The organism is Pseudomonas sp. TE3644 (assembly GCF_056278815.1).
Genome location: NZ_JBWBQF010000001.1, coordinates 6,850,720 through 6,875,382 on the forward strand (window position 1 = coordinate 6,850,720; position 24,663 = coordinate 6,875,382).

General features: G+C 62.7%; 25 protein-coding genes and 1 riboswitch. Of the genes, 12 read left to right on the top strand and 13 right to left on the bottom strand.

The window, feature by feature from the left end; translation table 11 throughout:
* Positions 1–369 precede the first annotated feature (369 nt).
* Both ACZ9GA_RS30595 and ACZ9GA_RS30600 read left to right on the top strand, forming a co-directional pair.
* A complete protein-coding gene (locus tag ACZ9GA_RS30595) occupies positions 370–921 on the top strand; it encodes a cytochrome b (RefSeq protein ID WP_457358446.1) in 552 nt (183 codons plus the stop codon).
* Positions 922–950: 29 nt separating this feature from the next.
* Positions 951–1,547: a YceI family protein gene (locus ACZ9GA_RS30600; protein ID WP_455923854.1), complete on the top strand. Its 597-nt coding sequence runs from the start codon at positions 951–953 to the stop codon at positions 1,545–1,547.
* Between the two features lie 196 nt (positions 1,548–1,743).
* On the opposite strand, the gene ACZ9GA_RS30605 is transcribed toward ACZ9GA_RS30600, so the two are convergent.
* From ACZ9GA_RS30605 to ACZ9GA_RS30630, 6 genes are all read right to left on the bottom strand, one after another.
* Entirely contained in the window at positions 1,744–3,675 is a 1,932-nt protein-coding gene (locus ACZ9GA_RS30605; protein WP_457358445.1) for an RNA helicase RhlE2, read from the bottom strand.
* Positions 3,676–3,895: 220 nt separating this feature from the next.
* Positions 3,896–4,678 carry a substrate-binding periplasmic protein gene (locus ACZ9GA_RS30610; RefSeq protein WP_457358443.1) on the bottom strand — a complete coding sequence of 261 codons (783 nt, stop codon included), beginning with the start codon at positions 4,676–4,678 and terminating at the stop codon, positions 3,896–3,898.
* A 135-nt stretch (positions 4,679–4,813) separates the two neighbouring features.
* Positions 4,814–5,659 (bottom strand): methylenetetrahydrofolate reductase [NAD(P)H], encoded by an 846-nt coding sequence (gene metF, locus ACZ9GA_RS30615; protein WP_457358441.1) that lies wholly within the window; start codon positions 5,657–5,659, stop codon positions 4,814–4,816.
* A gap of 168 nt (positions 5,660–5,827) precedes the next feature.
* Positions 5,828–7,237 (bottom strand): adenosylhomocysteinase, encoded by a 1,410-nt coding sequence (ahcY, locus tag ACZ9GA_RS30620; RefSeq protein ID WP_457358439.1) that lies wholly within the window; start codon positions 7,235–7,237, stop codon positions 5,828–5,830.
* A 21-nt stretch (positions 7,238–7,258) separates the two neighbouring features.
* Positions 7,259–7,363: riboswitch (S-adenosyl-L-homocysteine riboswitch) on the bottom strand.
* 98 nt (positions 7,364–7,461) lie between these two features.
* Entirely contained in the window at positions 7,462–7,911 is a 450-nt protein-coding gene (locus tag ACZ9GA_RS30625) for an AidA/PixA family protein (protein ID WP_457358437.1), read from the bottom strand.
* A gap of 60 nt (positions 7,912–7,971) precedes the next feature.
* The gene (locus ACZ9GA_RS30630; protein ID WP_457358436.1) at positions 7,972–8,478 is read right to left on the bottom strand and encodes an inclusion body family protein; all 507 of its coding nucleotides are present in this window, start codon (positions 8,476–8,478) and stop codon (positions 7,972–7,974) included.
* A gap of 211 nt (positions 8,479–8,689) precedes the next feature.
* Here ACZ9GA_RS30630 and ACZ9GA_RS30635 point away from each other — a divergent pair, with 211 nt between their 5' ends.
* A complete protein-coding gene (locus ACZ9GA_RS30635; protein ID WP_457358434.1) occupies positions 8,690–9,091 on the top strand; it encodes an acyl-CoA thioesterase in 402 nt (133 codons plus the stop codon).
* 129 nt (positions 9,092–9,220) lie between these two features.
* On the opposite strand, the gene ACZ9GA_RS30640 is transcribed toward ACZ9GA_RS30635, so the two are convergent.
* Positions 9,221–10,477 carry a cation:proton antiporter gene (locus ACZ9GA_RS30640; RefSeq protein WP_457358432.1) on the bottom strand — a complete coding sequence of 419 codons (1,257 nt, stop codon included), beginning with the start codon at positions 10,475–10,477 and terminating at the stop codon, positions 9,221–9,223.
* Between the two features lie 199 nt (positions 10,478–10,676).
* Between ACZ9GA_RS30640 and ACZ9GA_RS30645 the strand changes: the two genes are divergently transcribed.
* The 3 genes from ACZ9GA_RS30645 to ACZ9GA_RS30655 are packed head-to-tail and all read left to right on the top strand — an operon-like array spanning position 10,677 to position 12,372.
* Positions 10,677–11,510, top strand: a complete 834-nt coding sequence (locus tag ACZ9GA_RS30645; RefSeq protein ID WP_457358430.1) for an EamA family transporter — start codon at positions 10,677–10,679, stop codon at positions 11,508–11,510.
* Positions 11,511–11,525: 15 nt separating this feature from the next.
* Positions 11,526–11,912, top strand: a complete 387-nt coding sequence (locus ACZ9GA_RS30650) for an MAPEG family protein (RefSeq protein WP_457358428.1) — start codon at positions 11,526–11,528, stop codon at positions 11,910–11,912.
* 10 nt (positions 11,913–11,922) lie between these two features.
* Complete coding sequence (locus ACZ9GA_RS30655; RefSeq protein WP_457358426.1) at positions 11,923–12,372, top strand: c-type cytochrome; 450 nt, start codon at positions 11,923–11,925, stop codon at positions 12,370–12,372.
* Positions 12,373–12,374: 2 nt separating this feature from the next.
* Here the strand turns inward: ACZ9GA_RS30655 and ACZ9GA_RS30660 are convergent, their stop codons facing one another.
* From ACZ9GA_RS30660 to ACZ9GA_RS30680, 5 genes are all read right to left on the bottom strand, one after another.
* Positions 12,375–12,773: a DUF1090 domain-containing protein gene (locus ACZ9GA_RS30660; protein ID WP_457358425.1), complete on the bottom strand. Its 399-nt coding sequence runs from the start codon at positions 12,771–12,773 to the stop codon at positions 12,375–12,377.
* Between the two features lie 186 nt (positions 12,774–12,959).
* Positions 12,960–14,642 (bottom strand): NAD-dependent DNA ligase LigB, encoded by a 1,683-nt coding sequence (ligB, locus tag ACZ9GA_RS30665; RefSeq protein WP_457358423.1) that lies wholly within the window; start codon positions 14,640–14,642, stop codon positions 12,960–12,962.
* Between the two features lie 90 nt (positions 14,643–14,732).
* Complete coding sequence (locus ACZ9GA_RS30670; protein WP_457358422.1) at positions 14,733–14,969, bottom strand: hypothetical protein; 237 nt, start codon at positions 14,967–14,969, stop codon at positions 14,733–14,735.
* A gap of 110 nt (positions 14,970–15,079) precedes the next feature.
* Entirely contained in the window at positions 15,080–16,270 is a 1,191-nt protein-coding gene (gene metK, locus ACZ9GA_RS30675) for a methionine adenosyltransferase (RefSeq protein ID WP_455922098.1), read from the bottom strand.
* A gap of 18 nt (positions 16,271–16,288) precedes the next feature.
* On the bottom strand, positions 16,289–17,284 hold the full coding sequence (locus ACZ9GA_RS30680) for an ArsR/SmtB family transcription factor (RefSeq protein ID WP_457358418.1): 996 nt from the start codon (positions 17,282–17,284) through the stop codon (positions 16,289–16,291).
* A 258-nt stretch (positions 17,285–17,542) separates the two neighbouring features.
* On the opposite strand from ACZ9GA_RS30680, the gene tkt reads away from it, so the two are divergent.
* The 6 genes from tkt (at position 17,543) to fba (ending at position 23,789) form a co-directional block, all read left to right on the top strand.
* Positions 17,543–19,540 (top strand): transketolase, encoded by a 1,998-nt coding sequence (gene tkt, locus ACZ9GA_RS30685; RefSeq protein WP_457358416.1) that lies wholly within the window; start codon positions 17,543–17,545, stop codon positions 19,538–19,540.
* Between the two features lie 174 nt (positions 19,541–19,714).
* The gene (gene epd, locus ACZ9GA_RS30690) at positions 19,715–20,773 is read left to right on the top strand and encodes an erythrose-4-phosphate dehydrogenase (protein WP_027980219.1); all 1,059 of its coding nucleotides are present in this window, start codon (positions 19,715–19,717) and stop codon (positions 20,771–20,773) included.
* A gap of 12 nt (positions 20,774–20,785) precedes the next feature.
* Entirely contained in the window at positions 20,786–21,949 is a 1,164-nt protein-coding gene (locus tag ACZ9GA_RS30695; protein WP_457358414.1) for a phosphoglycerate kinase, read from the top strand.
* A 33-nt stretch (positions 21,950–21,982) separates the two neighbouring features.
* On the top strand, positions 21,983–22,201 hold the full coding sequence (locus tag ACZ9GA_RS30700) for a hypothetical protein (RefSeq protein ID WP_457358412.1): 219 nt from the start codon (positions 21,983–21,985) through the stop codon (positions 22,199–22,201).
* 96 nt (positions 22,202–22,297) lie between these two features.
* Positions 22,298–22,621 carry an MliC family protein gene (locus ACZ9GA_RS30705; RefSeq protein WP_457358411.1) on the top strand — a complete coding sequence of 108 codons (324 nt, stop codon included), beginning with the start codon at positions 22,298–22,300 and terminating at the stop codon, positions 22,619–22,621.
* 103 nt (positions 22,622–22,724) lie between these two features.
* Complete coding sequence (gene fba, locus ACZ9GA_RS30710; protein WP_027980223.1) at positions 22,725–23,789, top strand: class II fructose-bisphosphate aldolase; 1,065 nt, start codon at positions 22,725–22,727, stop codon at positions 23,787–23,789.
* Positions 23,790–23,940: 151 nt separating this feature from the next.
* Here fba and ACZ9GA_RS30715 read toward each other — a convergent pair whose 3' ends face one another.
* Positions 23,941–24,612 (bottom strand): polysaccharide lyase family 7 protein, encoded by a 672-nt coding sequence (locus ACZ9GA_RS30715; protein ID WP_457358409.1) that lies wholly within the window; start codon positions 24,610–24,612, stop codon positions 23,941–23,943.
* Positions 24,613–24,663 lie beyond the last annotated feature (51 nt).

The following is a 24,663-nucleotide window of genomic DNA, read 5'->3' on the forward strand; positions in this document are numbered from 1 at the left end:
TATCTCCTGGCAGCGGCGTGGGCGCAAGCCTATGCAATGCATGCCCTGGGGGCAACCGCCATGATGCCCTGGGGGATTCTATGGTGTTGGGCAACCTGTAGCAGCGGCCGTCAGGCCGCGTCACTGACGCCGCGCACTGTCTGATCCAACGCGCCGCCGGTGACGCAGCCTTCGGCAGCTGCTACAGAGGCAAGCTTTGCTCCCACAGTGCGCACCCACCACAGGTAAAGTTTTCAGCGTTAACGATGACTTAACGCTTTACTTCTATGCTGTTCCATCGTGTATCTCGATATTTCAAAGCGAAATTTTCCGCTTTAATCCGATAGATAAAAAGCTAGTCTTTGTCGCAGAACTTACAGGATGACCGTGATGCAGTTACGCAATTCACCTTCTCGCTATGGCTGGGTCAGCATCTTCCTGCACTGGGGGGTGGCGCTTGCCGTGTTCGGGTTGTTTGCCCTGGGCCTGTGGATGGTCGACCTGGGCTATTACGACCCGTGGCGCAAGGCCGGCCCCGACCTGCACAAAAGCATCGGCCTGACCCTGTTCTTTTTCATGCTGGCACGCGTGGTATGGCGGTTCATCAGCCCGCCACCACCGCCGCCGCCCACCCAGGGCAAGCTGGTGCGCGTCGCCGCCAAACTGGGTCATGCCTTCCTTTACCTGGACCTGTTCCTGGTAATGGCAGCCGGTTACCTGATCTCCACCGCTGACGGCGTGGGCATCCCGGTGTTCGGCCTGTTCGAAGTACCTGCGTTGTTCGCCGGGCTGCCTGACCAGGCAGAAGTCGCCGGTAACGTGCACCTGTACCTGGCCTGGATCCTGGTGATCTTTGCTGTACTCCATGGCCTGGCCGCCTTGAAGCACCACTTTATCGATCGTGACGCGACCCTGGTACGCATGCTGGGACGCAAAGCCTGACCCTCAACTCACTCCAAGGAATATTGCACATGTTGAAGAAGACACTGGCCGCTCTGGCTCTGGGTACCGCACTGCTGACAGCTGGCCAGGCCATGGCCGCCGACTACACCATCGACAAGGAAGGCCAGCACGCCTTCATCGACTTCAAGATCAGCCACCTGGGCTACAGCTTCATTCACGGTACCTTCAAAGACTGGACCGGTACCTTCAGCTTCGACGCTGCCAAGCCTGAAGACAGCAAGATCAGCATCACCCTGAACACCAAGAGCGTCGACACCAACCACGCCGAGCGTGACAAGCACATCCAGAGCAAGGACTTCCTGGAGACCGACAAGTACCCAACCGCTACTTTCGTGTCGACCGCCGTCAAGACCACCGGCAAGAATGCTGATGGCAAGCTGACCGCCGACGTGACCGGTGACCTGACCCTGCACGGCGTGACCAAGCCGGTTGTGGTCAAGACTGTGTTCCTGGGCGAAGGCAAGGATCCATGGGGCGGCTACCGTGCCGGCTTTGAAGGCACCACCACCATCAAGCGTTCTGATTTCGGCAAGATGATGGACCTGGGCCCGCAGTCCGACACCCTGACCCTGGACATCACGTTCGAGGGCGTGCAGAAGAAGTAATTTCTTCGGCGCATAAAAAAACCGCAGCCAATGGCTGCGGTTTTTTTATGGCTGTTGGACATTCACTGCACATTCTTGGTGTGGGAGCGGGTTCTACCCGCGAAGCATCCACCGCAGGGTATCTGACCCACTGCGGCGTATTCTTCGCGGGCAGAGCCCGCTCCCACAGAGTTTGCAGTCGACTCCAATAAGTGACTCAGCCTTCGCGGTTGCGGGTCAGCAGCGCGGGCTTCTCGCCGTTGCGACGGCTTGGCAGCGACTCCAGCTGTTCCAGTTGCTCGGCAGTGGGGAAACGATCGATCTTCGATTCCTTGTGCACGATGCGCGGCTGGTTCTGCGGGGCGCGCGAGTTGCTTACCGCTGGTTCCTGACGCGGCTGGTCATCACGGGCCGGACGACGGTTGCGGCCAGCGCCACCGTTGTTGTCACGACGCGGCTGGCCATCACGGGCACCGCCACCATTGCTGCGTGGGCCGCTGCTGCGCTTGTCGCCGGCAGGTTTGCCAGCGGCGGGCGCGTTGTTGCGCGGGCCAGCCGGGCGACCCTGGCGCGGAGCCGGGGCCGGGGCTGCGCCACCGGCAGCTGCCGGGGCACCCGGGCGACGGTTACGGCCCTGGTTCTTGTTCTGGTACGGGCTGACGTAGTCAGCACGGTTACCAAAGTTGTCGACTTCGTCATCCAGGAACTCGTCGGGCGCGCGGTTGGCAGAAGCTACCTCAGGCTTTGGAGTGGACTGGGCCTGACGTGGCTTCTGGTCACGGGGTTGGCGTTCAGAACGCGCCCCGGCGGGCTTTTCCTTGCCTTGCTCCTTACCTTGCGGCGCAGCAGCACGGCGCTCCTTGCCTTTATCCTTGCCTTTGTCCTTGCGGCCGGCACCACCGGCTTCGGACTTGGCGGTACCTTCGCGCGGCGCACGGGCGTTGCGAGGCTGGTTGGCCTGCGGGCGCTCGCGCACTTCTGGCTTCTCGGCTTCCACGGCAGTTACATCGAAGCCCATCAGATCACCGTCCGGGATCTTCTGCTTGGTCATGCGCTCGATGCTCTTGAGCAGCTTTTCCTCGTCCGGGGCGACCAGCGAGATGGCCTCGCCGCTACGACCGGCACGGCCGGTACGGCCGATACGGTGCACGTAGTCTTCATCGACGTTGGGCAGCTCGAAGTTGACCACGTGGGGCAACTGGTCGATGTCCAGGCCGCGGGCGGCGATGTCGGTGGCAACCATGATGCGTACCGAGCCGGCCTTGAAGTCGGCCAGGGCCTTGGTGCGGGCGTTCTGGCTCTTGTTGCCGTGGATGGCAACGGCGCTCAGGCCGTGCTTTTCCAGGTACTCGGCCAGGCGGTTGGCGCCGTGCTTGGTGCGGGTGAACACCAGCACCTGTTCCCAGGCACCCTGGGTGATCAGGTGGGCCAGCAGCGAACGCTTGTGGCTGGCCGACAGGCGATACACGCGTTGCTCGATGCGCTCCACCGTGGTGTTCGGCGGGGTGACTTCGATGCGCTCGGGGTTGTGCAGCAGGCGGCCGGCAAGGTCAGTGATGTCCTTGGAGAAGGTCGCCGAGAACAGCAGGTTCTGGCGCTTGGCCGGCAGGCGGGCCAGTACCTTTTTCACGTCATGGACGAAGCCCATGTCGAGCATGCGGTCGGCTTCGTCCAGTACCAGGATTTCCACGTGGGACAGGTCGACGCTGCCTTGGCCGCACAGGTCCAGCAGACGGCCGGGGCACGCCACCAGCACATCGACGCCACGGGACATGGCCTGGACCTGCGGGTTCATGCCTACGCCGCCAAAAATGCAGGCGCTGACGAATTTCAGGTCACGGGCGTAGATCTTGAAGCTGTCGTGCACCTGGGCCGCCAGCTCGCGGGTGGGGGTCAGCACCAGCACGCGCGGTTGGCGCGGGCCGTGACGCTGGGATTTGTCCGGGTGACCGTTGGGAAACAGCCGTTCCAGGATCGGAAGGGCGAAACCACCGGTTTTACCAGTACCTGTCTGTGCCGCAACCATCAGGTCACGACCTTGCAACACGGCGGGAATGGCCCGCTGTTGCACCGGAGTAGGCTGGGTATAGCCCGCGTCCTCGATGGCGCGGACTAAAGCCTCGGAGAGACCGAGGGAAGCAAAGGACATGAGTAATCCTGTTCTAGTGAGGGCTTTGCCCAATGGGAATCTTGCCTGGCGCGACGGGTGCGGGGGCGCACTATCGCGTCCGGTCCTGCCGGGCCTTCAATGCGCATCCGGACCTGGCTGAGCGGGCGTGTGCCGGGCAGTCGAGCGGGTCGGGATGCCTTTTGCAAGGCCGGGCGTCCGGGCGTAAGCCTGGCGGGAAGGTCGGAGTATAACAGAGCATTCACAGTGCGCCGCGTTCCTGCTGCTCAACGGTTTTATCGGCGCTGACGGGGGTGGCGTAGCGCTCCACCAGCTGGGCGTATTCGGGCTCGCGCTTGAAGCGCCGCAGCTCGATGGAAAAGCGCAGGGCCAGCTGATCCATGCCGGCACCGCGGCGCACGGCCAGGTACTGGCGCTGGCGGCTGATCACCAGCGGCAGGGCGCTGACCTTGCCTTCCAGGCCCATGGCCTGCAGGGTGAAGTCGCCGACGCGCAGGTCGGTGATGATCAGGTCCACGCGGTGGCGGATCAGTTTGCCGAAGTTGGCTTCCTGGGTGCCGGCGGATTCGCGGCGGAACTCGCTGGCCTGCATGAAGGCATCGCCATAGTTATAGCCGGCCGAGGTGCCGATGGTCAGCCCTTGCAGGTCGGCCAGGGTGGCGACGTCATGGGGTTTGGCGGCGGCCTGGAACAGCACGAACTGCACTTCGGACAAGGGTTCGTCGGGGTACAGCAGGGTGGATTCGCGTTCGGGGGTGCGGAAGATGTCCAGCACGCCATCGGCTTCGCCCTGGTCTAGCATGGCCAGGCAGCGCTTCCACGGCAGGAACTGCCATTGAATGTCCACGCCCAGGCGTTCGAAGACCTTGGCGGTGACTTCGTAATCGATGCCCGCACCCTGGCCATTGCGCTCGAAGGCGTAAGGGGCCCAGGGGTCGGTGACAATGCGCAACTTCTCGCCCTGGGCGCACAGGCTCAGGCAAGTCAGAAGCAAGGCTGTCAGCATCGATAGGAAGGCAGGCATGGCCCGGAGAGTACGATGCTGCAAGGGCCCGTGCAATGCCCAACAGGTCAAAACCGCGTTGCCTGCATCGCGGCCAAGGCCGGCTCCTACGCCGTACGTGTAGGAGCCGGCCTTGGCCGCGATGGGGTTACCGATTCAGCGCGGCAGCTTGAGGTTGTTCCACACCGCCAGGCTCGCTTCAGCCTGGTTCAGGGTGTAGAAGTGCAGGCCCGGCGCGCCGCCGTCCAGCAGTTGCTCGCACATGCGGGTGATCACTTCCTCGCCAAACTTCTGGATGCTGGTGACGTCGTCGCCGTAGGCTTCCAGTTGCTTGCGCACCCAGCGCGGGATCTCGGCGCCACAGGCGTCGGAGAAGCGGGCCAGCTTGCTGTAGTTGGTGATCGGCATGATGCCCGGCACGATCGGGATGTTCACGCCCAGTTTCTGCACGCGCTCGACGAAGTAGAAGTAGCTGTCGGCGTTGAAGAAGTACTGGGTGATGGCGCTGTCGGCACCGGCGTTGGCCTTGCGCACGAAGTTCTTGATGTCGTCTTCGAAGTTGTGCGCCTGGGGGTGCATCTCCGGGTAGGCGGCGACTTCGATATGGAAGTGGCTGCCGGTTTCGGCCCGGATGAATTCCACCAGGTCATTGGCGTGACGCAGCTCGCCGCTGGCCATGCCCATGCCCGAAGGCAGGTCGCCACGCAGGGCAACGATGCGCTTGATCCCGGCGTCCTGATACTGGGCCAGCAGGGCACGCAGGTCGGCCTTGCTGTCGCCCACGCACGACAGGTGCGGTGCGGCAGGGACCTTCACTTCGCTTTCCAGCTGCAGCACGGTGTTGAGCGTGCGGTCGCGGGTAGAGCCACCTGCACCGTAGGTGCAAGAGAAGAAATCGGGGTTGTAGCCGGCCAGTTGGCGGGCAACGTTCAGCAGTTTTTCATGCCCAGCGTCGGTCTTGGTGGGGAAGAACTCGAAACTGAAGCGGCGTTCCTGAGACATGATTACACCTATCTGGAAACTCGAAAGCCGAAAGGCCCTGAAGCTTGCCTGTGGGACCGGGCTCTGCCCGGGAAGAGGACACTACGGTGCTTGAGTTGCACCGCGGTGCCTGGTTCCCGGGCAGAGCCCGGTCCTACAAGGGCCCAGGTACCTTCAGGACCGCGCCAATCAGTAGCGGTAGGCGTGAGGCTTGAACGGGCCTTCCACGGTAACGCCAATGTAGTCGGCTTGCTGCTTGGTCAGCTTGGTAACCACGCCGCCGAAGCCGCGGACCATTTCCAGGGCCACTTCTTCGTCGAGTTTCTTGGGCAGTACTTCAACGGTCAGGCGCTCGGCTTTCTGGGCTGGCGACAGGTCGGCGTACTTCTGGTCGAACAGGAAGATCTGCGCCAGAACCTGGTTGGCGAACGAGCCGTCCATGATGCGGCTTGGGTGGCCAGTGGCGTTGCCCAGGTTAACCAGACGGCCTTCGGCCAGCAGGATCAGGTAGTCATCGTTCTGCGCGTCGAAAGCGCCAGGGCCGGTACGGTGGATCTTGTGTACCTGAGGCTTCACTTCTTCCCATGCCCAGTTCTTGCGCATGAAAGCGGTGTCGATTTCGTTGTCGAAGTGACCGATGTTGCACACCACGGCGCGCTTTTTCAGGGCCTTGAGCATGTTGGCATCGCAGACGTTGACGTTACCGGTGGTGGTCACGATCAGGTCGATCTTGCCCAGCAGGGCCTTGTCGATGCTGGCTTCGGTGCCGTCGTTTTCACCGTCGATGAACGGCGAAACCAGTTCGAAACCGTCCATGCAGGCTTGCATGGCGCAGATCGGGTCGACTTCGGTGACCTTGACGATCATGCCTTCCTGACGCAGGGACTGGGCCGAGCCCTTGCCCACGTCACCGTAGCCGATCACCAGGGCTTGCTTGCCCGACAGCAGGTGGTCGGTGCCGCGCTTGATGGCGTCGTTCAGGCTGTGACGGCAGCCGTACTTGTTGTCGTTCTTGCTCTTGGTGACCGAGTCGTTGACGTTGATGGCCGGGATCTTCAGTTCGCCCTTGGCCAGCATGTCCAGCAGGCGGTGCACGCCAGTGGTGGTTTCTTCGGTCACGCCGTGGATGCGTTCCAGCATCTGCGGGTATTTCTTGTGGATGATTTCGGTCAGGTCGCCGCCATCGTCCAGGATCATGTTGGCGTCCCAAGGCTGGCCATCCTTCAGGATGGTCTGCTCGATGCACCACTCGTACTCTTCTTCGGTTTCGCCTTTCCAGGCGAACACAGGGATACCGGCGGCGGCGATGGCAGCAGCGGCCTGGTCCTGGGTGGAGAAGATGTTGCAGGACGACCAGCGCACTTCGGCACCCAGGGCAACCAGGGTTTCGATCAGCACGGCAGTCTGGATGGTCATGTGGATGCAGCCCAGAATCTTCGCGCCCTTGAGCGGTTGCTCACCGGCGTATTTGCGGCGCAGGCCCATCAGTGCAGGCATTTCCGATTCGGCGATGATGGTCTCGCGGCGGCCCCAGGCGGCCAGGGAGATATCGGCAACCTTGAAATCGTTGAAACCTGCAGGCGTAAGTACAGCGCTCATGAAGAGCCTCCATTCGTAATGTGCGAATGGGCGCCGTTGTGCGTTTAGAGCCTGCACGGACCAACCGTGCGGGCAACGCCCCATCCGAGCCTGACAGGAATCCCTGCTGCAGCGCCCCTCGGACAGGTGGCGGGAGCGACGCGCGTGGGCGCGTCGCGTGTGAAGCGCAGGGATTATAGACGTGCTTGTCGGCCAGCCCAAGGGGCAATGGTCGAAAGTCCTGCTCAAGGTGCGAAGGCCAGTTGCAGCGTCGTGGTGAAAAATCCCTTGAGGGTGCAGTCGCGGGCGATCAGCGCCAGGCCCAGGGTAATGGCGCAAGGGCCATCCTGCTCCAGACGGCCGGTCCAGACGTGATCGCTGGCCGCCTGGGAGGTAATCTGCAATGGGTCGTTGAAGTCCGGCACCGGTACCTGTACCTCGCGCACCTGGTGGTCGAGTGCCGACAGCACGGTTCCGTCGACCTGTACGCTGTGCAACAGCAGTGTGTCTTCGCCGCGCAGCGCCAATGGGCAAACGCGCAGGTACAAGGTGTCGCCCACCCGGGCCTGGTCGGCCCCCAGCACAAAACAGTGTGCTGGATCCATTGGGCTGGGCTGTTCGGGGGAGGTGGCTGGCGTCGAAATGGCGCTTTCAGCGCTTTGGGTATCGACGATGAAGCTGATGTGTCTGTCCATGATCATCGCTCCTTGTGGACCGCCCCGGCGTGGCGGGACGGCCCTGGCAGTGGGTGCCGGTCAGTTGTGGATGCTGATGAACGGATCCCACTTGTAGTAACCGCAGGGTTTGCAGTCACGGTCGACGATCATGAAATGGAAGTGATAGGTCACGCGGCCTTCGGACAGGGTCTCGCTGGACCAGTAGAAGTTATCCACCTTCTGGCAGGTGGGCACGCTGGGGTTGCTGGGGTTGGGCAGGGCGATGCTGGCGGTGGCCTTGCGCGGCGTGGGCGGCGAGATCAGCAGGTACTTGGGGTCGCTGGTCTCGAACTTGTAGAAAATCACCGCTTTCTCGAAGCCCAGGGACAGGCTGGTTTCCCGCCAGCGGATCAGATCGCCGACCTGGGCCTTGAGGTCCAGTTCGCCACCGGCCTGGCCGCTGACGACGTTGTCCTGATTGGTGATCATGTACACGTGCTTCCAGTCAATCATGGTGGGATTGCCTGGGTCTTTGCTCGGGTTCGGATATTTCTGCAGGATGGTTTCGGTGTCGAAATTGCAGATGACATCAGTAACTCGTGACATGTTCGTGCGTCCTTTGCATGAAAATGGGGTGGACCCCTTTTCCGGTTCCAAACTGCCATTACTGGATCCAATCTTTGGGTCCGGGCTTCAGCCTAGTTCCCCTCCGCGCCTCGTCAAGAAAGTTTTCGCTATCGCCGGCATGGGTTTCCCCGCGTCGCGCAAAAGGGGATCATAGGCGCATCCTGAAATGGCGAAACGCCAGGAGCGACGCATGAATTTCCACACCCGCAAGTGGGTTAAACCCGAAGACCTCAACCCCAACGGCACCCTGTTCGGTGGCAGCCTGCTGCGCTGGATTGACGAAGAAGCGGCGATCTACGCCATCGTGCAACTGGGCAACCAGCGCGTGGTGACCAAGTACATTTCGGAAATCAACTTCGTCAGCGCCTCGCGTCAGGGCGATATCATCGAGCTGGGCATCACGGCCACCGAGTTTGGCCGTACCTCGATCACGCTGATGTGTGAAGTGCGCAACAAGATCACCCGCAAGAGCATCCTGACCGTGGACAAGATGGTCTTCGTCAACCTGGGTGAGGATGGTTTGCCGGCGCCGCACGGGCGCACGGAAATCCGCTACATCAAGGATCAGTTCGACGCCGAAACTGCGGAGTAATCCTCAGCCATGTGGGAGCGGGCTCTGCCCGCGAAGGGAACGCCGCATAGTGTCTGAAACACTGCGGCGTTTTCTTCGCGGGCAGAGCCCGCTCCCACAGAAACAGCTGCTTCCCAGTAGGGTTGCAGGTCAGTGTGTTGCTTCTTCGGGCGGGGTATCGCGGGTAACGCTTTTCACCAGCTTGCCAATGCTCAACCCCTGCAACAGGATCGACGACAGCACCACGATGTAGGTGATGCTCAGCAGCAGGTCACGCTCCGGACCGACCGGCAGCGCCAGGGCCAGCGCCACCGATACGCCACCGCGCAAGCCACCCCAGGTGAGGATGCGGATGGTGCCACGCGGCACGCTGCGCCAGCGGCGCAACAGCAGGATGGCCGGTGCCACGGTCAGCAACCGCGACAGCAGGATCGCCACCGCCAGCAGGCTCGACGCCGCCACGTGCATCCACGAGAACGGCAGCAGCAACAGCTCCATGCCGATCAGCGCGAACAGCAGTGCGTTGAGCATGTCATCCAGCAGCTCCCAGAAACCGTCCATGTAGCGGCGGGTCATGTCGTTCATGGCCAGCTTGCGGCCCAGGTTGCCGATGATCAAACCGGCGGTCACCATCGCGATCGGCGCGGAAACATGCAGTTCGTAGCACATGGCCGAGCCACCGATCACCAGCGCCAGGGTCAGCATGACTTCCACCTGGTACTGCTCGATGCTCTTGATCATGCGGTACACCACATAACCGATCAGCGCGCCGAACAGCACGCCACCAATGGCTTCGTGCACGAACAGCATGGCGGTTTCGCCCACGGTCGGCGTCGAGCCTTGCTGGGCGATGCCCAACAGCACGGTAAACACCACTACCGCCGTGCCGTCGTTGAACAGCGATTCGCCGACGATGGTGGTCTTCAGTGGCTTGGAGGCGTTCGCGGTCCGCAGTACGCCCAGCACCGCGATGGGGTCGGTGGGCGAGATCAGTGCGCCAAACAGCAGGCAGTACAGGAAGCTGACGTGCCAGCCGAACATGCCGAAGATCCAGAACGCCAGGGTACCGATCACCAGTGTGGCGATCAGCACGCCGAAGGTGGCCAGCAGGCCGATGGGCCAGCGGTAGCTGCGCAGGTCGCTGAGGTTGACGTGCAGGGCGCCGGCGAACAGCAGGAAGGCCAGCATCCAGTTCATCAGCAGGTCGCCGAAGTCGATCTGGCCGATCAGGCCTTGCACGCGGGCTTCCAGGCCGGGGTAGCCGAGCACGCTCAGGCCTTGCAGCAGCAGGGAAAACAGCAGTGCGGTGACCATCACGCCGATGGTTGGGGGCAGGCCGATAAAGCGGTAATTGACGTAAGTGAGCAGGGTGGTGAGGCAGATAAAGGCGGCAACTAATTCGAGCATCCGGGCTCCCATGGTGGCAGGACAATTGAGCGCCCGCAGGCGCCGTGCAGGGGTAAGACGAGTCGGTAACCTGTTGTGACACAGGCGCGAATGTCGCAGTTGTTACAAAGTCTTGCGGGGAACCGCCAGAAAGCCTTCGACTCAAGGTAAAGTGCCAGGTTCACTCCCCCAATGACTGCCATGGGCTAAGGATTACCGGGTGTTGGCCACAGCTTTGGTACTGCTCGCCGCGTTGCTGCATGCGGCATGGAACACGATGGTCAAGTTCAGCTCCGAACGGTTGCTGGTGATATCGGCCATGGACACCGTGGCGCTGCTGGTCGTGGTAGTGCTGGTGCCGTTCGCGCCGGTACCGCCCGCCGAGGTGTGGCCATGGATGCTGGCCTCGGCGCTGTTCGAGCTGCTGTACCGCTACCTGCTGATCCAGGCCTACAAGGTGGGCGACTTGGGGTTGGTGTACCCGCTGATGCGCGGCCTTTCGCCGTTGGTCGTGCTGGGGCTGACCCTGGCCGTTGGCGGGGAGATCCTCACGGCGCATCAGGTGGTGGGGATTCTGTTGATCCCCTGCGGCATGGCCTGCCTGCTGTTGCAGGGCGGCGGCGGGGATCGCCTGCCGTGGCGCATGCTGCCGGTGGTGGCGTTGATCGGGTTGTGCATCGGCAGCTACACCTGGCTGGACGGGCAGGCCATTCGGCGCTGGCCACAGCCATTGGGCTATCTGACCTGGCTGACGCTGATCAGCGCCTGGCCGTTCCCGTTGCTGGCGGTGGTGGCCAGGCGTGCGAGCTTCCGGCACTTCTGGCGCAACCAGTGGCGGATCGGCTTGAGCGTCGGCTTTTTTGTGCTGTTCAGTTACGCCCTGGTGCTGTGGGCGATGCAGATGGGCTCGGTGGCGGAGGCTGCGGCGCTGCGTGAAATCAGCGTGATACTGGTGGTGTTGCTGGGAATGCGTTACTTGAAAGAACCCTTTGGCCGCCCACGATTGCTGGCCTGCGGGCTGGTGCTGTTGGGCATGTTGATCATGAAACTATAAAAAGAGACCCGTTCGATGACTGTTGCTTTCTGGTGTGTATTGATTGCCCTGGTGCTGCCCTTCGTCTGCACCAGCATTGCCAAGTTCAGCGGCGGCAAGTTCGGGCCGCGGCAGAACCATGACCCGCGCACCTTCCTGGACAACCTGGAGGGGTTCGCCAAGCGTGCCCATGCCGCGCAGCAGAACAGTTTCGAGGCTTTCCCGGCGTTCGCTGCCGCAGTGATCATCGCCGATGTCTGCCATAACGCCGAGCAGGTCACCATGGATGTGCTGGCGGTGATGTTCATTACCAGCCGCCTGCTATACATCATCTGCTACCTGGCCGATTGGGCCATGTTGCGTTCGTTGGTGTGGTTCGTCGGCCTGGGGCTGATCGCCAGTTTCTTCTTCATTTCGATGTGATCGAGCGCCCATGACCCTCAAGACATTGACCGTGCTGGCCCTGGCTTGCCTGGCCCTGAGCGCCTGCGGCGGGGTAGATCCCAAGTCGCCGTTGGGGCAGCGCAAGGCCATCTTCAAGCAGATGCTGCACACCAGCGAAGACATGAACGGCATGCTGCTGGGCCGCCTGCCGTTCGACGGGCCGCAGTTTGCGGCCAGCGCGGTAAAGCTGGATCAGCTGGCGCAACAGCCCTGGCAGCATTTCCCCAAGGTGCGCGAGGAGGATCACACCAGCGCCAAGCCTGAAGTGTGGGAAAAACAGGCGCGCTTCCAGCAGTTGGCGCAGAACCTCGAGGCCTCCACCGCCGAGCTGGTGACGGCTACCAGCATCCAGCCGCTAACGGCCGACGGGCTGGACGGGCCGATGCAGAAGGTGGAGGGCGCCTGCAAGGCCTGCCACCGCGAGTTCCGCGACCACTAGGGTTACTTGTCCAGCTCGTCCAAGGCTTGCTGCAGTTCCTTGCGCGATTCGGCCAGTTTGTCCTTGCGGGTGTTGATCTTGTCCGAGTCGCCTTTCTTCATGGCCTTGTCCAGGTCGGCCTGACGCTTGGCCACCTCGTGGCGGGCATCGAGTACCTTGTTCTCGCGTTCTTTCTGCAGGCCGGCGTCGGTGCAGTTGGCGCGGCTTTCGCTCAGGGCTTTTTCAAGGCCGGCTTGCTGGGCGGCATTGCCGTGGGCCTTGGCCTGGTCGATCTGGGTGGTGATGGCCAGTTGTTTGGCGGCGCAGCCCTTGATTTCGGGTGCGTCTTCGTCAGCCGCCAGCAGCGTTGTCGACACTGCGCAGCAGAGGGTCAACATCGTCAGGAAGGGTAAGGATTTCATGGTGGCTCCAGTTGAATGCTGCGCTATTGGAAAGCTAATTGAAGCTGTTGTCTGTAGGAAGTTTCCTTATATCGTGTAAATAAATGTCACGGTTATCCCTGTAGCCGCTGCCGCAGGCTGCGCTGGCCCTGCCATTCGCAGAGAATCTCCAGTGGGGCATAGGGCCAGCGCAGCCCGCGGCAGCGGCTACGGTTGCGGCGCATGATCGAGGATGCCAGCCCCGGCCAGTTGCTCGGCGAGAAGCATGACCTCCGGGTGCCGAAAGAAACCCTGCAACTGTGCCGCCCTGACCGCGCCAATCCCCGCCTGCTGCTGCCACTGCTGCGCATCCCTGGCCGCAAGCAATTGCCACGTATCGCCAGGCTGCAGCACCGGCCCGCTGGGCATGCCCAGGGCCTTCAGCCATACGCCGGCATCCCGTTGGCGAGCCAGGGCAAAACTACTCAGCAACCGCTCACGACTGCGCTGCGCCATGCCCGGCATGCTCTGCAATTGCTGGTCAGTCAGTGCCAGCCAGTCAAGCAACCCCACCACATGCCCTTCATCGATCAGCCGATCCCATGTGCCCGGCCCCACATGCGGCAGGTTCAGCCCTTGCTTGCCACTGAGCCACGCCAGCCGCGCGCGAAACTGACTTTCACAGCCCGGCGCCAGGCGCCAGCAACTGAGGCCGTGGTAGTGCTCAGGCTGGGGCACAACCATGTCGACACGCTCGGGATTGCGCCACACCACCTCGGCCAGCCGGGGGATGGTCAGCCCGGCCAGGTCGATGGCCACCTGATCGCCCGGCCGTATGTCCAGCCCTTGCCAGCGTTTGAGCGAGCCGACGCTGACCCTGCGCACGGTGCGGTCGTCCAGGCGTACCGGCAGCAGTTCCAGCACCGGGGTAATGCGCCCGCTGCGCCCGACCCCGAAGGTGACATCGCGCACTTCGGCCAGCGCCTGGGCATAGGGGTATTTCCACGCAGCTATCCAGTAAGGCGCCTTGGCCTGCCAGCGGTCGGCGGGTGGGCGGCGGCTTTCGCGCAGGATCAGTCCGTCGCTGGCGAAGGGCAGGGGGCTGTTGTACCAGTGCTCGCGCCAATGGCTGGCGTCTTCTACGGACTGGATCGGCTGGCTGTACGCTGCAGGTTCGGCAAAACCCAGTGACTCCAAGCCAGCCAGGCGTTCGGGCAGGGCAGGCGGGCCGTCCGGCCAATCCCATACGAACAACCCCAGAGCGGCACCTTCGGCATGCCCCAGCGCCTTGCGGGCCATGAGGCCGGCCACTTTGCTGCGGGCGTTGTCGCTACCGGCGGTGGCCTGGACGTGACCCTTGTAGCGCCAATACAGCTCGCCCTGCAATACCAGGTCGACAGGGCGTGGCAACTGGGCAGGGATGGCGGTTATGGAGGCGGCGGCGTCGGTCCAGTCCAGGCCTTGGACGCCGTCACCACGGCTGATCAACTGCTGCAGCCGACCTTGGCGGTACACCAGGGTCACCGCCACGCCGTCGACCTTGGGCTGAACCCATACGTCCTGGCGACCGTTGAGCCAGTCGGCGACGCTGGCCTGTTGCGCATGCTTGCTGACGCCCGTGTGCACGATGGGATGCGCCACGGGCCCGGCCGCAGTGGCCAGGGCGGCAGGCGCGGCAACCTTCACGCCAGGAAAACAGCCACGCCACTGCGCCAGGCGCAGGCGCGACTGGTCGTAAAGCTCGTCGGCGATGGGCGATACGCCCTGGCGGTGATACTGATCATCCCATTGGGTGATCTGCGCCTGCAGGGCGCTGATCTGCCGCTCTGCCCGGGGCGCATCCCAGCGCGGGCAGTCGTTGGCGTGAGCGGCAGGCACCAGCAGGGCGAGTAGCAACAGCAAGGGTTTCATCGTCGGCGTCCTTGCGCGACAGGTGGAACCTCAAGCCTAGGAAAGCTTTGACAACGGCGCCCGGCGGTGTGGTTACCGGGTGCTACCGACTCAGCGGTTGGCCGGTACGTCGTGGCTGGCCTGGGCGCGGTGCGGCTGGGCCTTGCGTACTGGAGCCTTGTGCTGTGGCACGGCGCGTTTTTTAACCACTACCTTGTGTTGCGGGGCTTTGTGCACTTGCACGTGGGCGTCGTGGTTGTCCTGGCTGTTGACCATGGGGGCGGCCTGGGCGGTGATGGCGAACAGGCCCAGCAGGGCGGCGGCAGGAGCTAACAGCGAAATACGCATCGGAACCTCAAACAGATGAAATGAACACAGCCCGTGACAAGGGCAGGCATAAGAGCAAAAAAGCCCCGGCCAGTTTCCTGGCCGGGGCTTTTTATTGGGTATCGGACTTGTTACAGGCCGGCAGCAGCGCGCAGCGCGTCAGCGCGGTCGGTGCGTTCCCAGGTGAAAGTGGTGAAAGTGTCGTCACCCACAGTCACTTGCTGAGGGGTACGGCCGAAGTGGCCGTAGGCCGCGGTGGCCTGGTACATCGGGTGCAGCAGGTCGAGCATGGTGGTAATTGCGTACGGACGCAGATCGAAGTGCTCGCGGACCAGGTTGATGATCTTGTCATCGCTGATCTTGCCGGTGCCGAAGGTGTTGATCGAGATCGAAGTAGGCTGGGCCACGCCGATGGCGTAGGAAACCTGGATCTCGCAACGGTCGGCCAGGCCGGCGGCAACGATGTTCTTGGCCACGTAGCGACCGGCGTAGGCAGCCGAACGGTCAACCTTGGATGGGTCCTTGCCGGAGAACGCGCCACCGCCGTGACGGGCCATGCCGCCGTAGCTGTCAACGATGATCTTGCGGCCGGTCAGGCCGCAGTCGCCCACCGGGCCACCGATGATGAAGTTGCCGGTAGGGTTGATGTGGAACTCGGTGCCCTTGTGCAGCAGCTCGGCCGGGATCACCTTCTTGACGATCTCTTCCATCACGCCTTCACGCAGGTTGGCGTAGGAAACGTCCGGGTTGTGCTGGGTCGACAGCACGATGGCGTCGATGCCTACCACCTTGCCGCCTTCGTAGCGGCAGGTCACCTGGGACTTGGCGTCCGGGCGCAGCCAAGGCAGCAGGCCCGACTTGCGGGCTTCGGCCTGACGCTCTACCAGACGGTGCGAGAAGCAGATCGGGGCTGGCATCAGCACGTCGGTTTCGTTGCTGGCGTAGCCGAACATCAGGCCCTGGTCGCCGGCGCCCTGGTCTTCAGGCTTGCTGCGGTCAACGCCCTGGGCGATGTCCACGGACTGCTTGCCGATGATGTTCATCACTGCGCAGGTGGCGCCGTCGAAGCCGACGTCGGAGCTGTTGTAGCCGATGTCGATGATCACCTTGCGGACGATGTCTTCCAGGTCGACCCAAGCCGAAGTGGTGACTTCGCCGGCGATGATGGCCACACCGGTTTTCACCAGGGTTTCGCACGCAACGCGGGCGAACTTGTCTTGGGTGATGATGGCGTCAAGCACCGCATCAGAAATCTGGTCGGCGATTTTATCCGGGTGCCCTTCAGATACGGACTCGGAGGTGAAAAGGGAGTATTCGCTCATCTCGACGGTTTCCTAAATTTACCGATGGTGAGTGTCGCCAGCCGGTCGCTGAAAATGGCGGACCTGAATCTGGAAACCATTACGTAAGCCTACATAGAGACTTTCCCCGGGAACCAGTCCCGCAGCAGTAGCCCAAAAGGCCAGATCTTCCTGTTCGAAACCCAGCCAGAGATCACCGCATGCCTCTCTGGCCCAGCTCTGGTTGTGGCTGCACAACTCGGTCACCAGCAGGCTGCCGCCGGGGGCAACCCGTGCGGCAAGCTGCTTGAGCGCAGTCGCTGGCTCGGCGAAGTGGTGCAGCACCATGTTCAGCACCACGCAGTGGGCCTGCACATCGATGTCGCCCAAGGCATCGGCCAGTTGCAACCGGACATTGTCCAGTTGTTCGCGCTGGCAGAGCTGGCGAGCCAGCTCGAGCATTTCGGCGCTGTTGTCCAGCGCGGTGACCTGGGCAAAACGTCGGGCCAGGTCAGGCAGGAACGCGCCGTCCCCCGGGCCGATCTCCAGGGCGCTGGCCTGCTCGTCGAAACTGAGCTTGTCCAGCAGCGCCAGGACGCTGTCGCGGTATTGCGCCAGGCCGGCGATCAGGTCCTGCTGCGCGCGGAATTTCTCTTCCATGCGCGAGAAAAAATGTTCGCTGGCCGCCGCCCGCTGGCCCTGCACCAGGGCCATGCGCGCCTCGGCATCGGCGGGCAGGTCGAGGCTGTCGACCTCATCCAGCAGGGCGGCATGCAGGCGTCCGCCCAGTACGGCGCTGTCGGCCAGGGCGCGGCGGTAGAAAATGGCGTTGCCTTCGCGGCGGGTGGCCACCAGGTTGGCCTGGGCCAGCACCTTGAGGTGATGGCTCATGCCGGACTGGCCGATGGCGAAGATCTGCGCCAGTTCCAGCACGCCGAACGAGTCGTTGGCCAGCGCGCGCAATACATTGAGCCGCAGCGGGTCGCCGCCGGCCTTGCACAGGGCGGCCAGCTCGTCGCTGAATTCGTGGCGGATTGCGGGCGCGGGTAGATTCATAGGTTCGGCAGTCTAGTCAGCGAAATCGCCCCCCGCAATAGCAATATCAAAAAGTTTTGATATTGGTCGATGGATGGAATCCATCCCCCTCAACAGTGGTCCACTGCCTGTATACGTTGCAGGCTGATCGACATTTACTGCCCACGGGCAGCAAAAACGCTGCGCAAATGACTATCTGTCATTGCCCGCAGGCGTGGCGTGGGGGAAAATGCCGGTCTTTTCCGAACCGTACTTTTTTCAAAGCCCAGGAGATAAGCGATGCCCAGCCGTCGTGAGCGTGCCAACGCCATTCGTGCCCTCAGCATGGATGCCGTGCAAAAAGCCAACAGCGGCCATCCCGGTGCCCCTATGGGCATGGCGGATATCGCCGAAGTACTTTGGCGTGACTTCTTGAAGCACAACCCGACCAATCCGTCGTTCGCCAACCGCGACCGTTTCGTGATGTCCAACGGTCACGGTTCGATGCTGGTCTACTCGCTGCTGCACCTGACCGGTTACGACCTGTCGATCGACGACCTGAAGAACTTCCGCCAACTGCACAGCCGCACCCCAGGCCACCCGGAATATGGCTACACCCCGGGCGTCGAAACCACCACCGGCCCACTGGGCCAGGGCCTGGCCAACGCCGTGGGCTTCGCCATCGCCGAAAAGACCCTGGCGGCGCAGTTCAACCGTCCAGGCCACAACGTCGTCGACCACAACACCTACGTTTTCCTGGGTGATGGCTGCATGATGGAAGGCATCTCCCATGAAGTCGCTTCCCTGGCCGGTACCCTGGACCTGGGCAAGCTGATTGCCTTCTACGACGACAACGGCATTTCCATCGACGGCGAAGTCGAAGGCTGGTTCACTGACGACACGCCAAAGCGTTTCGAAGCCTACAACTGGCAGGTGATCCGCAACGTCGACGGCCATGACGCCGACGAGATCAAGACCGCCATCGAGACCGCGCGCAAAAGCGACCGTCCGACCCTGATCTGCTGCAAGACCACCATCGGCTTCGGCTCGCCGAACAAGCAAGGCAAGGAAGAATCCCACGGCGCGCCACTGGGTGCCGAGGAAATCGCCCTGACCCGCGCTGCCCTGAAGTGGAACCACGGTCCTTTCGAAATCCCGGCCGACATCTACGCCGAATGGGACGCCAAGGAAGCCGGTCGCGCCCTGGAAGCCGACTGGGATCAGCGCTTCGCCGCCTACTCGGCCGCGCACCCTGAACTGGCCAACGAGTTCATCCGCCGCATGGCCGGTGAGCTGCCAGCCGACTTCGCGGAAAAGGCCGATGCCTGGATTGCCGACGTCGTGGCCAAGGGCGAAACCATCGCCAGCCGCAAGGCCAGCCAGAACGCCCTGAACGCCTACGGCCCACTGCTGCCTGAACTGCTGGGCGGCTCGGCTGACCTGGCCGGTTCCAACCTGACCTTCTGGAAAGGCAGCAAGAGCGTCAGCGCCGAAGCGCCAGGTGGCAACTACCTGCACTACGGCGTGCGCGAGTTCGGCATGGGTGCCATCATGAACGGTATCGCCCTGCACGGCGGTTTCGTGCCATACGGCGCTACCTTCCTGATCTTCATGGAATACGCCCGCAACGCCGTGCGCATGTCCTCGTTGATGAAGAAACGCGTACTGTACGTGTTCACCCACGACTCCATCGGCCTGGGCGAAGACGGCCCGACTCACCAGCCGATCGAGCAGCTGGCCAGCCTGCGCTGCACGCCGAACCTGGACACCTGGCGCCCAGCCGACGCCGTTGAATCGGCGGTGGCCTGGAAGTACGCCATCCAGCGTAACGACGGTCCATCGGCGCTGATCTTCTCGCGTCAGAACCTGCAGAACCAGCCGCGCGATGCCGCGCAACTGGCCGACATCGCTCGCGGTGGCTACATCCTGAAGGACTGCGCCGGCGAGCCGGAACTGATCCTGATCGCCACCGGTTCCGAAGTTGACCTGGCCGTGAAGGCCCAGGCCAAGCTGACCGAACAGGGCCGCAAGGTTCGCGTGGTGTCGATGCCGTGCACCAGCGTGTTCGAAGCCCAGGACGCCGGCTACAAGCAGGCCGTGCTGCCGCTGGAAGTCAGCGCGCGTATCGCCATCGAGGCCGCGCACGCCGACTACTGGTACAAGTACGTGGGCCTGGAAGGCCGCGTCATCGGCATGACCACCTTCGGCGAGTCGGCCCCTGCGGCTGCCCTGTTCGAAGAGTTCGGCTTCACCGTCGAGAACATCGTCGGTACTGCCGAAGAACTGCTGGAAGACTGATCCAAGGCCTGCCCTGCGGGGCAGGCATTGCAATCAGCGGGTTTGCCTGTGGGAGCGGGCTCTGCCCGCGAATCAGGCGCCGCGGTCCGTCATGACCTGCGGCGGTGTATGATTCGCGGGCAGAGCCCGCTCCCACAGGAGCATTATTGGCCACAAGGTTTCAGTGAGCACCTCATGCCCCAGCCACGCCCCTATAAAGTTGCACTCAATGGCTACGGCCGTATCGGTCGTTGCGTCATGCGTGCGTTGTACGAGCGCGGTGCCGAAGCGGGCTTCGAGGTGGTTGCCATCAACGACCTGGCCGACATGGCCAGCCTGGAATACCTGACACGCTTCGACTCCACCCACGGCCGTTTCCCCGGCCAGGTGCGCAGCGAAGGCGACTGTCTGATGATCAATGGCGACTGCGTGAAAGTACTGCGCAGCGCTACCCCCGAGGGCATCGACTGGGCGGCGCTTGACGTCGACCTGGTATTAGAGTGCTCCGGGGCTTGGCATACCCGTGCCGACGGCCAGCGTTTCCTCGACGCCGGCGCCCCACGGGTGCTGTTCTCCCAGCCTATGGCCAGCGAGACCGATGTCGACGCCACTGTGGTGTTCGGCATCAACCAGGAGGTATTGACCGGTACCGAACGCCTGGTGTCCAACGCTTCATGCACCACCAACTGCAGCGTGCCGTTGCTGCGGTTGCTGGATGAGGCCCTGGGCCTGGAGTACATCTCGATCACCACGATCCATTCGGCCATGAATGATCAGCCGGTGATCGATGCCTATCATGCCGAAGACCTGCGCCGCACCCGCTCTGCCTTCCAGTCGATCATCCCGGTGTCCACGGGGCTGGCGCGCGGAATCGAGCGGCTGCTGCCGGAACTCGGTGGCCGAATCCAGGCCAAAGCAGTGCGCGTGCCGACAGTGAACGTGTCTTGCCTGGACATCACCCTGCAAGTGAGCCGTGACACCGACGCCGCGGAGGTCAATCGCATCCTCCACGACGCCGCGTTGAGCGGGCCGCTCAAAGGGTTGGTGGCTTACACCGAACTGCCCCACGCCAGCTGTGATTTCAACCATGACCCGCATTCGGCCATCGTCGATGCCAGCCAGACCCGTGTATCAGGCCCGCGCCTGGTCAACATCCTGGCCTGGTTCGACAACGAATGGGGCTTTGCCAATCGGATGCTCGACGTTGCGGAGCACTTTCTGTACGTCGTCAACCAACAATTAAAACAGGCTTGAAGGACTGAACACATGACAGTGTTGAAGATGACCGACCTCGATCTGCAGGGTAAGCGCGTGCTGATCCGCGAAGATCTCAACGTGCCCGTGAAGGACGGTGTGGTCACCAGCGACGCGCGTATCCTGGCCTCGCTGCCAACCATCAAGTTGGCGCTGGAAAAAGGCGCGGCCGTGATGGTCTGCTCGCACCTGGGGCGTCCCACCGAAGGCGAGTTTTCGGCCGAGAACAGCCTGAAGCCTGTGGCCGACTACCTGAGCAAGGCCCTGGGCCGTGAAGTGCCGCTGGTGGCTGACTACCTGGGCGGCGTCGACGTCAAGGCCGGCGACCTGGTGCTGTTCGAGAACGTGCGCTTCAACAAGGGCGAGAAAAAGAACGCCGACGAGCTGGCGCAGCAATACGCCGCCCTGTGCGATGTGTTCGTCATGGACGCCTTCGGCACGGCCCACCGCGCCGAGGGTTCGACCCACGGCGTGGCCAAGTTCGCCAAAATCGCCGCTGCTGGCCCGCTGCTGGCTGCCGAACTGGACGCGCTGGGCAAGGCCCTGGGCGCCCCGGCCAAGCCGATGGCCGCCATCGTCGCCGGTTCCAAGGTATCCACCAAGCTGGACGTGCTCAACAGCCTGAGCCAGATCTGCGACCAGCTGATCGTGGGTGGCGGCATCGCCAACACTTTCCTGGCTGCCGCCGGCCACAACGTGGGCAAGTCGCTGTACGAGCCTGACCTGCTGGACACCGCCCGTGAGATCGCCGCCAAGGTCAGCGTACCGCTGCCGGTGGACGTGGTAGTGGCCAAGCAATTCGCCGAAACCGCCGAAGCCACCGTCAAGCTGATCGCTGACGTGGCCGATGACGACATGATCCTGGACATCGGCCCGCAGACCGCCGAGCAGTTCGCCCAGCTGCTGAAATCGTCGAAGACCATCCTGTGGAACGGCCCGGTGGGCGTGTTCGAGTTCGACCAGTTCGGCAACGGCACCAAGGTGCTGGCCAAGGCCATCGCCGACAGCCCGGCGTTCTCCATCGCCGGTGGCGGTGACACCCTGGCGGCCATCGACAAGTACGGTGTGTCCAAGGACATCTCCTACATTTCCACCGGCGGCGGTGCTTTCCTCGAGTTCGTCGAAGGCAAGGTGCTGCCGGCGGTCGAGATGCTGGAGCAACGGGCCAAGGCCTGACACCTCATGCGCGAATGGAAACGGAGTGTCCAGATGACCAAGGCATTGCCGCTGTTGCTGCTGGCGGGTGTTTTGAGCGGTTGCGCCAGCAAGCCGGCCCCGGCCGCGCCTGAGCGGGTACCCGGCAAGGGTGGCTGCTACCAGGCCGACTGGCAGGCCGAGACGGCGCCGGTCATCAACAAGCGCCTGGGCCCGGATGGCCTGGAAAAGTACGACCCTGAACGCCAGGCCCAGGGGCAAGGTTGCCCCTGATTCGACCGCAGGTCGGAACAACTGAGGGGCTTTCCAGTCCCATGGAATTGAGCGGCGGCCCGTGGGCCGCCGTCATGCTGCAATCGAGGAAGTACGATGAAAGGCTTTTTGGCCCTGATGGCGTTTGCAGTGCTGGGTGGATGTGCAGCTTTCAACCAGGCCCCGGCGCCCGCCGAATGGACCCACTGGACCTGCGACAGCCAGGCGAGCGTCGACTGGCGCTACCTGGATGCCGACAAGACCAGCGTGGACGTGAAGCTGGGTGGCAGCGATCAGGTGTATCACCTGAAAGCCGAGCCGGGTGCGTCGGGCGAGCTGTACAGCGATGGTGTCCTGGCGTTCCACAGTAAAGGTAATGAAGGCCTGGTTTACTGGGTCGCGACCAACGATTTGATTGGCCGGGCCTGCAAGGCCCAGTGATGCAGCGGGTCGGGCCACTGCCCGATCTACACTACTTGAATAGCAGCCGCCGCTTAGGCAGGCTTGCACGATTAACGACCCTCGACCGGGAGATAAACACAAGATGGCACTCATTAGCATGCGCCAGATGCTGGACCACGCCGCTGAATTCGGCTACGGCGTTCCAGCTTTCAACGTCAACAACCTTGAGCAGATGCGCGCCATCATGGAAGCCGCTGACAAGACTGACTCCCCGGTAATCGTCCAGGCGTCCGCTGGCGCCCGCAAATACGCCGGTGCGCCGTTCCTGCGCCACCTGATCCTGGCCGCCATCGAAGAATTTCCGCACATCCCGGTGTGCATGCACCAGGACCACGGCACCAGCCCTGACGTGTGCCAGCGCTCGATCCAGCTGGGCTTCAGCTCGGTGATGATGGACGGCTCGCTGGGCGAAGACGGCAAGACCCCTACCGACTACGACTACAACGTGCGCGTCACCCAGCAGACCGTGGCCATGGCTCACGCCTGTGGTGTGTCGGTTGAAGGCGAGCTGGGCTGCCTGGGTTCGCTGGAAACCGGCATGGCCGGTGAAGAAGACGGCATCGGCGCCGAAGGCGTGCTGGACCACAGCCAGATGCTGACCGACCCTGAGGAAGCGGCTGACTTCGTCAAGCGCACCCAGGTCGACGCCCTGGCCATTGCCATCGGCACCAGCCACGGCGCCTACAAGTTCACCAAGCCGCCTACCGGCGACGTGCTGGCCATCGACCGCATCAAGGAAATCCACAAACGCATCCCCAACACCCACCTGGTGATGCACGGTTCTTCCTCGGTACCGCAAGAGTGGCTGGCGATCATCAACCAGTACGGCGGCGACATCAAGGAAACCTACGGCGTACCGGTTGAAGAAATCGTCGAAGGCATCAAGCACGGCGTGCGCAAGGTCAACATCGACACCGACCTGCGTCTGGCGTCCACTGGCGCCATGCGTCGCCTGATGGCCACCAACCCGAGCGAATTCGACCCGCGCAAATTCTTCGGTGAAACCGTTAAGGCCATGCGCGACGTGTGCATCGCCCGCTACGAAGCCTTCGGTACTGCCGGCAACGCTTCGAAGATCAAGCCGATCTCCCTGGAAGCGATGTTCCAGCGTTACGCCAAGGGCGAGCTGGCCGCCAAGGTCAACTAAGCCTCACGCTTCAAAAAGAACCCCGCCCACCAGCGGGGTTTTTTATTGAGGCGAACATAATCCTGTAGGAGCCGCGCTTGCGCGCGATAGCGGTCTGTCTGACCCACCAGGGTGCCTGAATCGCGACCAAGGTCGGCTCCTACGAGATTCGCTAGCTGGACGTATGGGCTATCGCCAGCTTGTAGAACGTCACCGTCCCGCCCTCGTTGACGTCGCCCGTATTGTCCTGGGTATACACCCCCGCCTTGAAGTACAGCTGCGAGGCCTTCCAGGTGGCGCTGATCTGGTCAACCCAGGTGTAGCCCGCCGAGTCGACGCTCAGCGCACCCCCTGGGCTCAGGTGAATCAGGTAACTGAACTGCTTGCCCAACGGCACCCCGGTGGCCACCTGGATCACCGTGGGCTCGTCATCGTCGATGTGGTAGCGCACCTTGGCGACGATGTTGCCGGTCTGGGTCTTGGTCTTGTACTGGTATTCCACCTTCAGCAGCGGCTGGTTGCTGCCGTACACATGGATCTGGCCGATGACTACCTTGCCTGACGACGGCACCTGATCCACCACCAGCGTGGCGCGCAGGGTGTTGTCGGCGTTGGGGTACTGCCAGTTTCGCACCGAGCCGTCGGCATTGGCTTCGCGCAGCTCACAGCGCGGGTAGATAGCGCTTTCGGTGGTGGTGCCGGTTACCGGTGCCCAGAAGAACAGGGTGCCGGTGTCGGAGTGAAAGTACTGGTTCTTGAAGCCTGACACCAACGTGGGCGTGCTGATGGTTTCGGCGGGCGTGCCTACGGGGACGCTGAGCATCCAGGTCGATAGATCTATCATGATTAAAGCCTTCCATTTTATCGCGGCGGTCGACTGCCGAGAAACCAACCC

Excerpts from the sequence above, each read along its gene's own strand:
- metF (WP_457358441.1), bottom strand. The coding sequence starts at position 5,659 with ATGTCTCAGGAACGCCGCTTCAGTTTCGAGTTCTTCCCCACCAAGACC.
- ACZ9GA_RS30655 (WP_457358426.1), top strand. The coding sequence starts at position 11,923 with ATGACCCTCAAGACATTGACCGTGCTGGCCCTGGCTTGCCTGGCCCTG.
- ligB (WP_457358423.1), bottom strand. The coding sequence starts at position 14,642 with ATGAAACCCTTGCTGTTGCTACTCGCCCTGCTGGTGCCTGCCGCTCAC.
- ACZ9GA_RS30705 (WP_457358411.1), top strand. The coding sequence starts at position 22,298 with ATGAAAGGCTTTTTGGCCCTGATGGCGTTTGCAGTGCTGGGTGGATGT.
- ACZ9GA_RS30595 (WP_457358446.1), top strand. The coding sequence starts at position 370 with ATGCAGTTACGCAATTCACCTTCTCGCTATGGCTGGGTCAGCATCTTC.
- ACZ9GA_RS30605 (WP_457358445.1), bottom strand. The coding sequence starts at position 3,675 with ATGTCCTTTGCTTCCCTCGGTCTCTCCGAGGCTTTAGTCCGCGCCATC.
- tkt (WP_457358416.1), top strand. The coding sequence starts at position 17,543 with ATGCCCAGCCGTCGTGAGCGTGCCAACGCCATTCGTGCCCTCAGCATG.
- ACZ9GA_RS30630 (WP_457358436.1), bottom strand. The coding sequence starts at position 8,478 with ATGTCACGAGTTACTGATGTCATCTGCAATTTCGACACCGAAACCATC.
- ACZ9GA_RS30635 (WP_457358434.1), top strand. The coding sequence starts at position 8,690 with ATGAATTTCCACACCCGCAAGTGGGTTAAACCCGAAGACCTCAACCCC.
- ACZ9GA_RS30680 (WP_457358418.1), bottom strand. The coding sequence starts at position 17,284 with ATGAATCTACCCGCGCCCGCAATCCGCCACGAATTCAGCGACGAGCTG.
- ACZ9GA_RS30695 (WP_457358414.1), top strand. The coding sequence starts at position 20,786 with ATGACAGTGTTGAAGATGACCGACCTCGATCTGCAGGGTAAGCGCGTG.
- ACZ9GA_RS30650 (WP_457358428.1), top strand. The coding sequence starts at position 11,526 with ATGACTGTTGCTTTCTGGTGTGTATTGATTGCCCTGGTGCTGCCCTTC.
- ACZ9GA_RS30640 (WP_457358432.1), bottom strand. The coding sequence starts at position 10,477 with ATGCTCGAATTAGTTGCCGCCTTTATCTGCCTCACCACCCTGCTCACT.
- fba (WP_027980223.1), top strand. The coding sequence starts at position 22,725 with ATGGCACTCATTAGCATGCGCCAGATGCTGGACCACGCCGCTGAATTC.
- metK (WP_455922098.1), bottom strand. The coding sequence starts at position 16,270 with ATGAGCGAATACTCCCTTTTCACCTCCGAGTCCGTATCTGAAGGGCAC.
- ACZ9GA_RS30700 (WP_457358412.1), top strand. The coding sequence starts at position 21,983 with ATGACCAAGGCATTGCCGCTGTTGCTGCTGGCGGGTGTTTTGAGCGGT.
- ACZ9GA_RS30660 (WP_457358425.1), bottom strand. The coding sequence starts at position 12,773 with ATGAAATCCTTACCCTTCCTGACGATGTTGACCCTCTGCTGCGCAGTG.
- ACZ9GA_RS30600 (WP_455923854.1), top strand. The coding sequence starts at position 951 with ATGTTGAAGAAGACACTGGCCGCTCTGGCTCTGGGTACCGCACTGCTG.
- epd (WP_027980219.1), top strand. The coding sequence starts at position 19,715 with ATGCCCCAGCCACGCCCCTATAAAGTTGCACTCAATGGCTACGGCCGT.
- ACZ9GA_RS30715 (WP_457358409.1), bottom strand. The coding sequence starts at position 24,612 with ATGATAGATCTATCGACCTGGATGCTCAGCGTCCCCGTAGGCACGCCC.
- ACZ9GA_RS30670 (WP_457358422.1), bottom strand. The coding sequence starts at position 14,969 with ATGCGTATTTCGCTGTTAGCTCCTGCCGCCGCCCTGCTGGGCCTGTTC.
- ACZ9GA_RS30610 (WP_457358443.1), bottom strand. The coding sequence starts at position 4,678 with ATGCCTGCCTTCCTATCGATGCTGACAGCCTTGCTTCTGACTTGCCTG.
- ahcY (WP_457358439.1), bottom strand. The coding sequence starts at position 7,237 with ATGAGCGCTGTACTTACGCCTGCAGGTTTCAACGATTTCAAGGTTGCC.
- ACZ9GA_RS30625 (WP_457358437.1), bottom strand. The coding sequence starts at position 7,911 with ATGGACAGACACATCAGCTTCATCGTCGATACCCAAAGCGCTGAAAGC.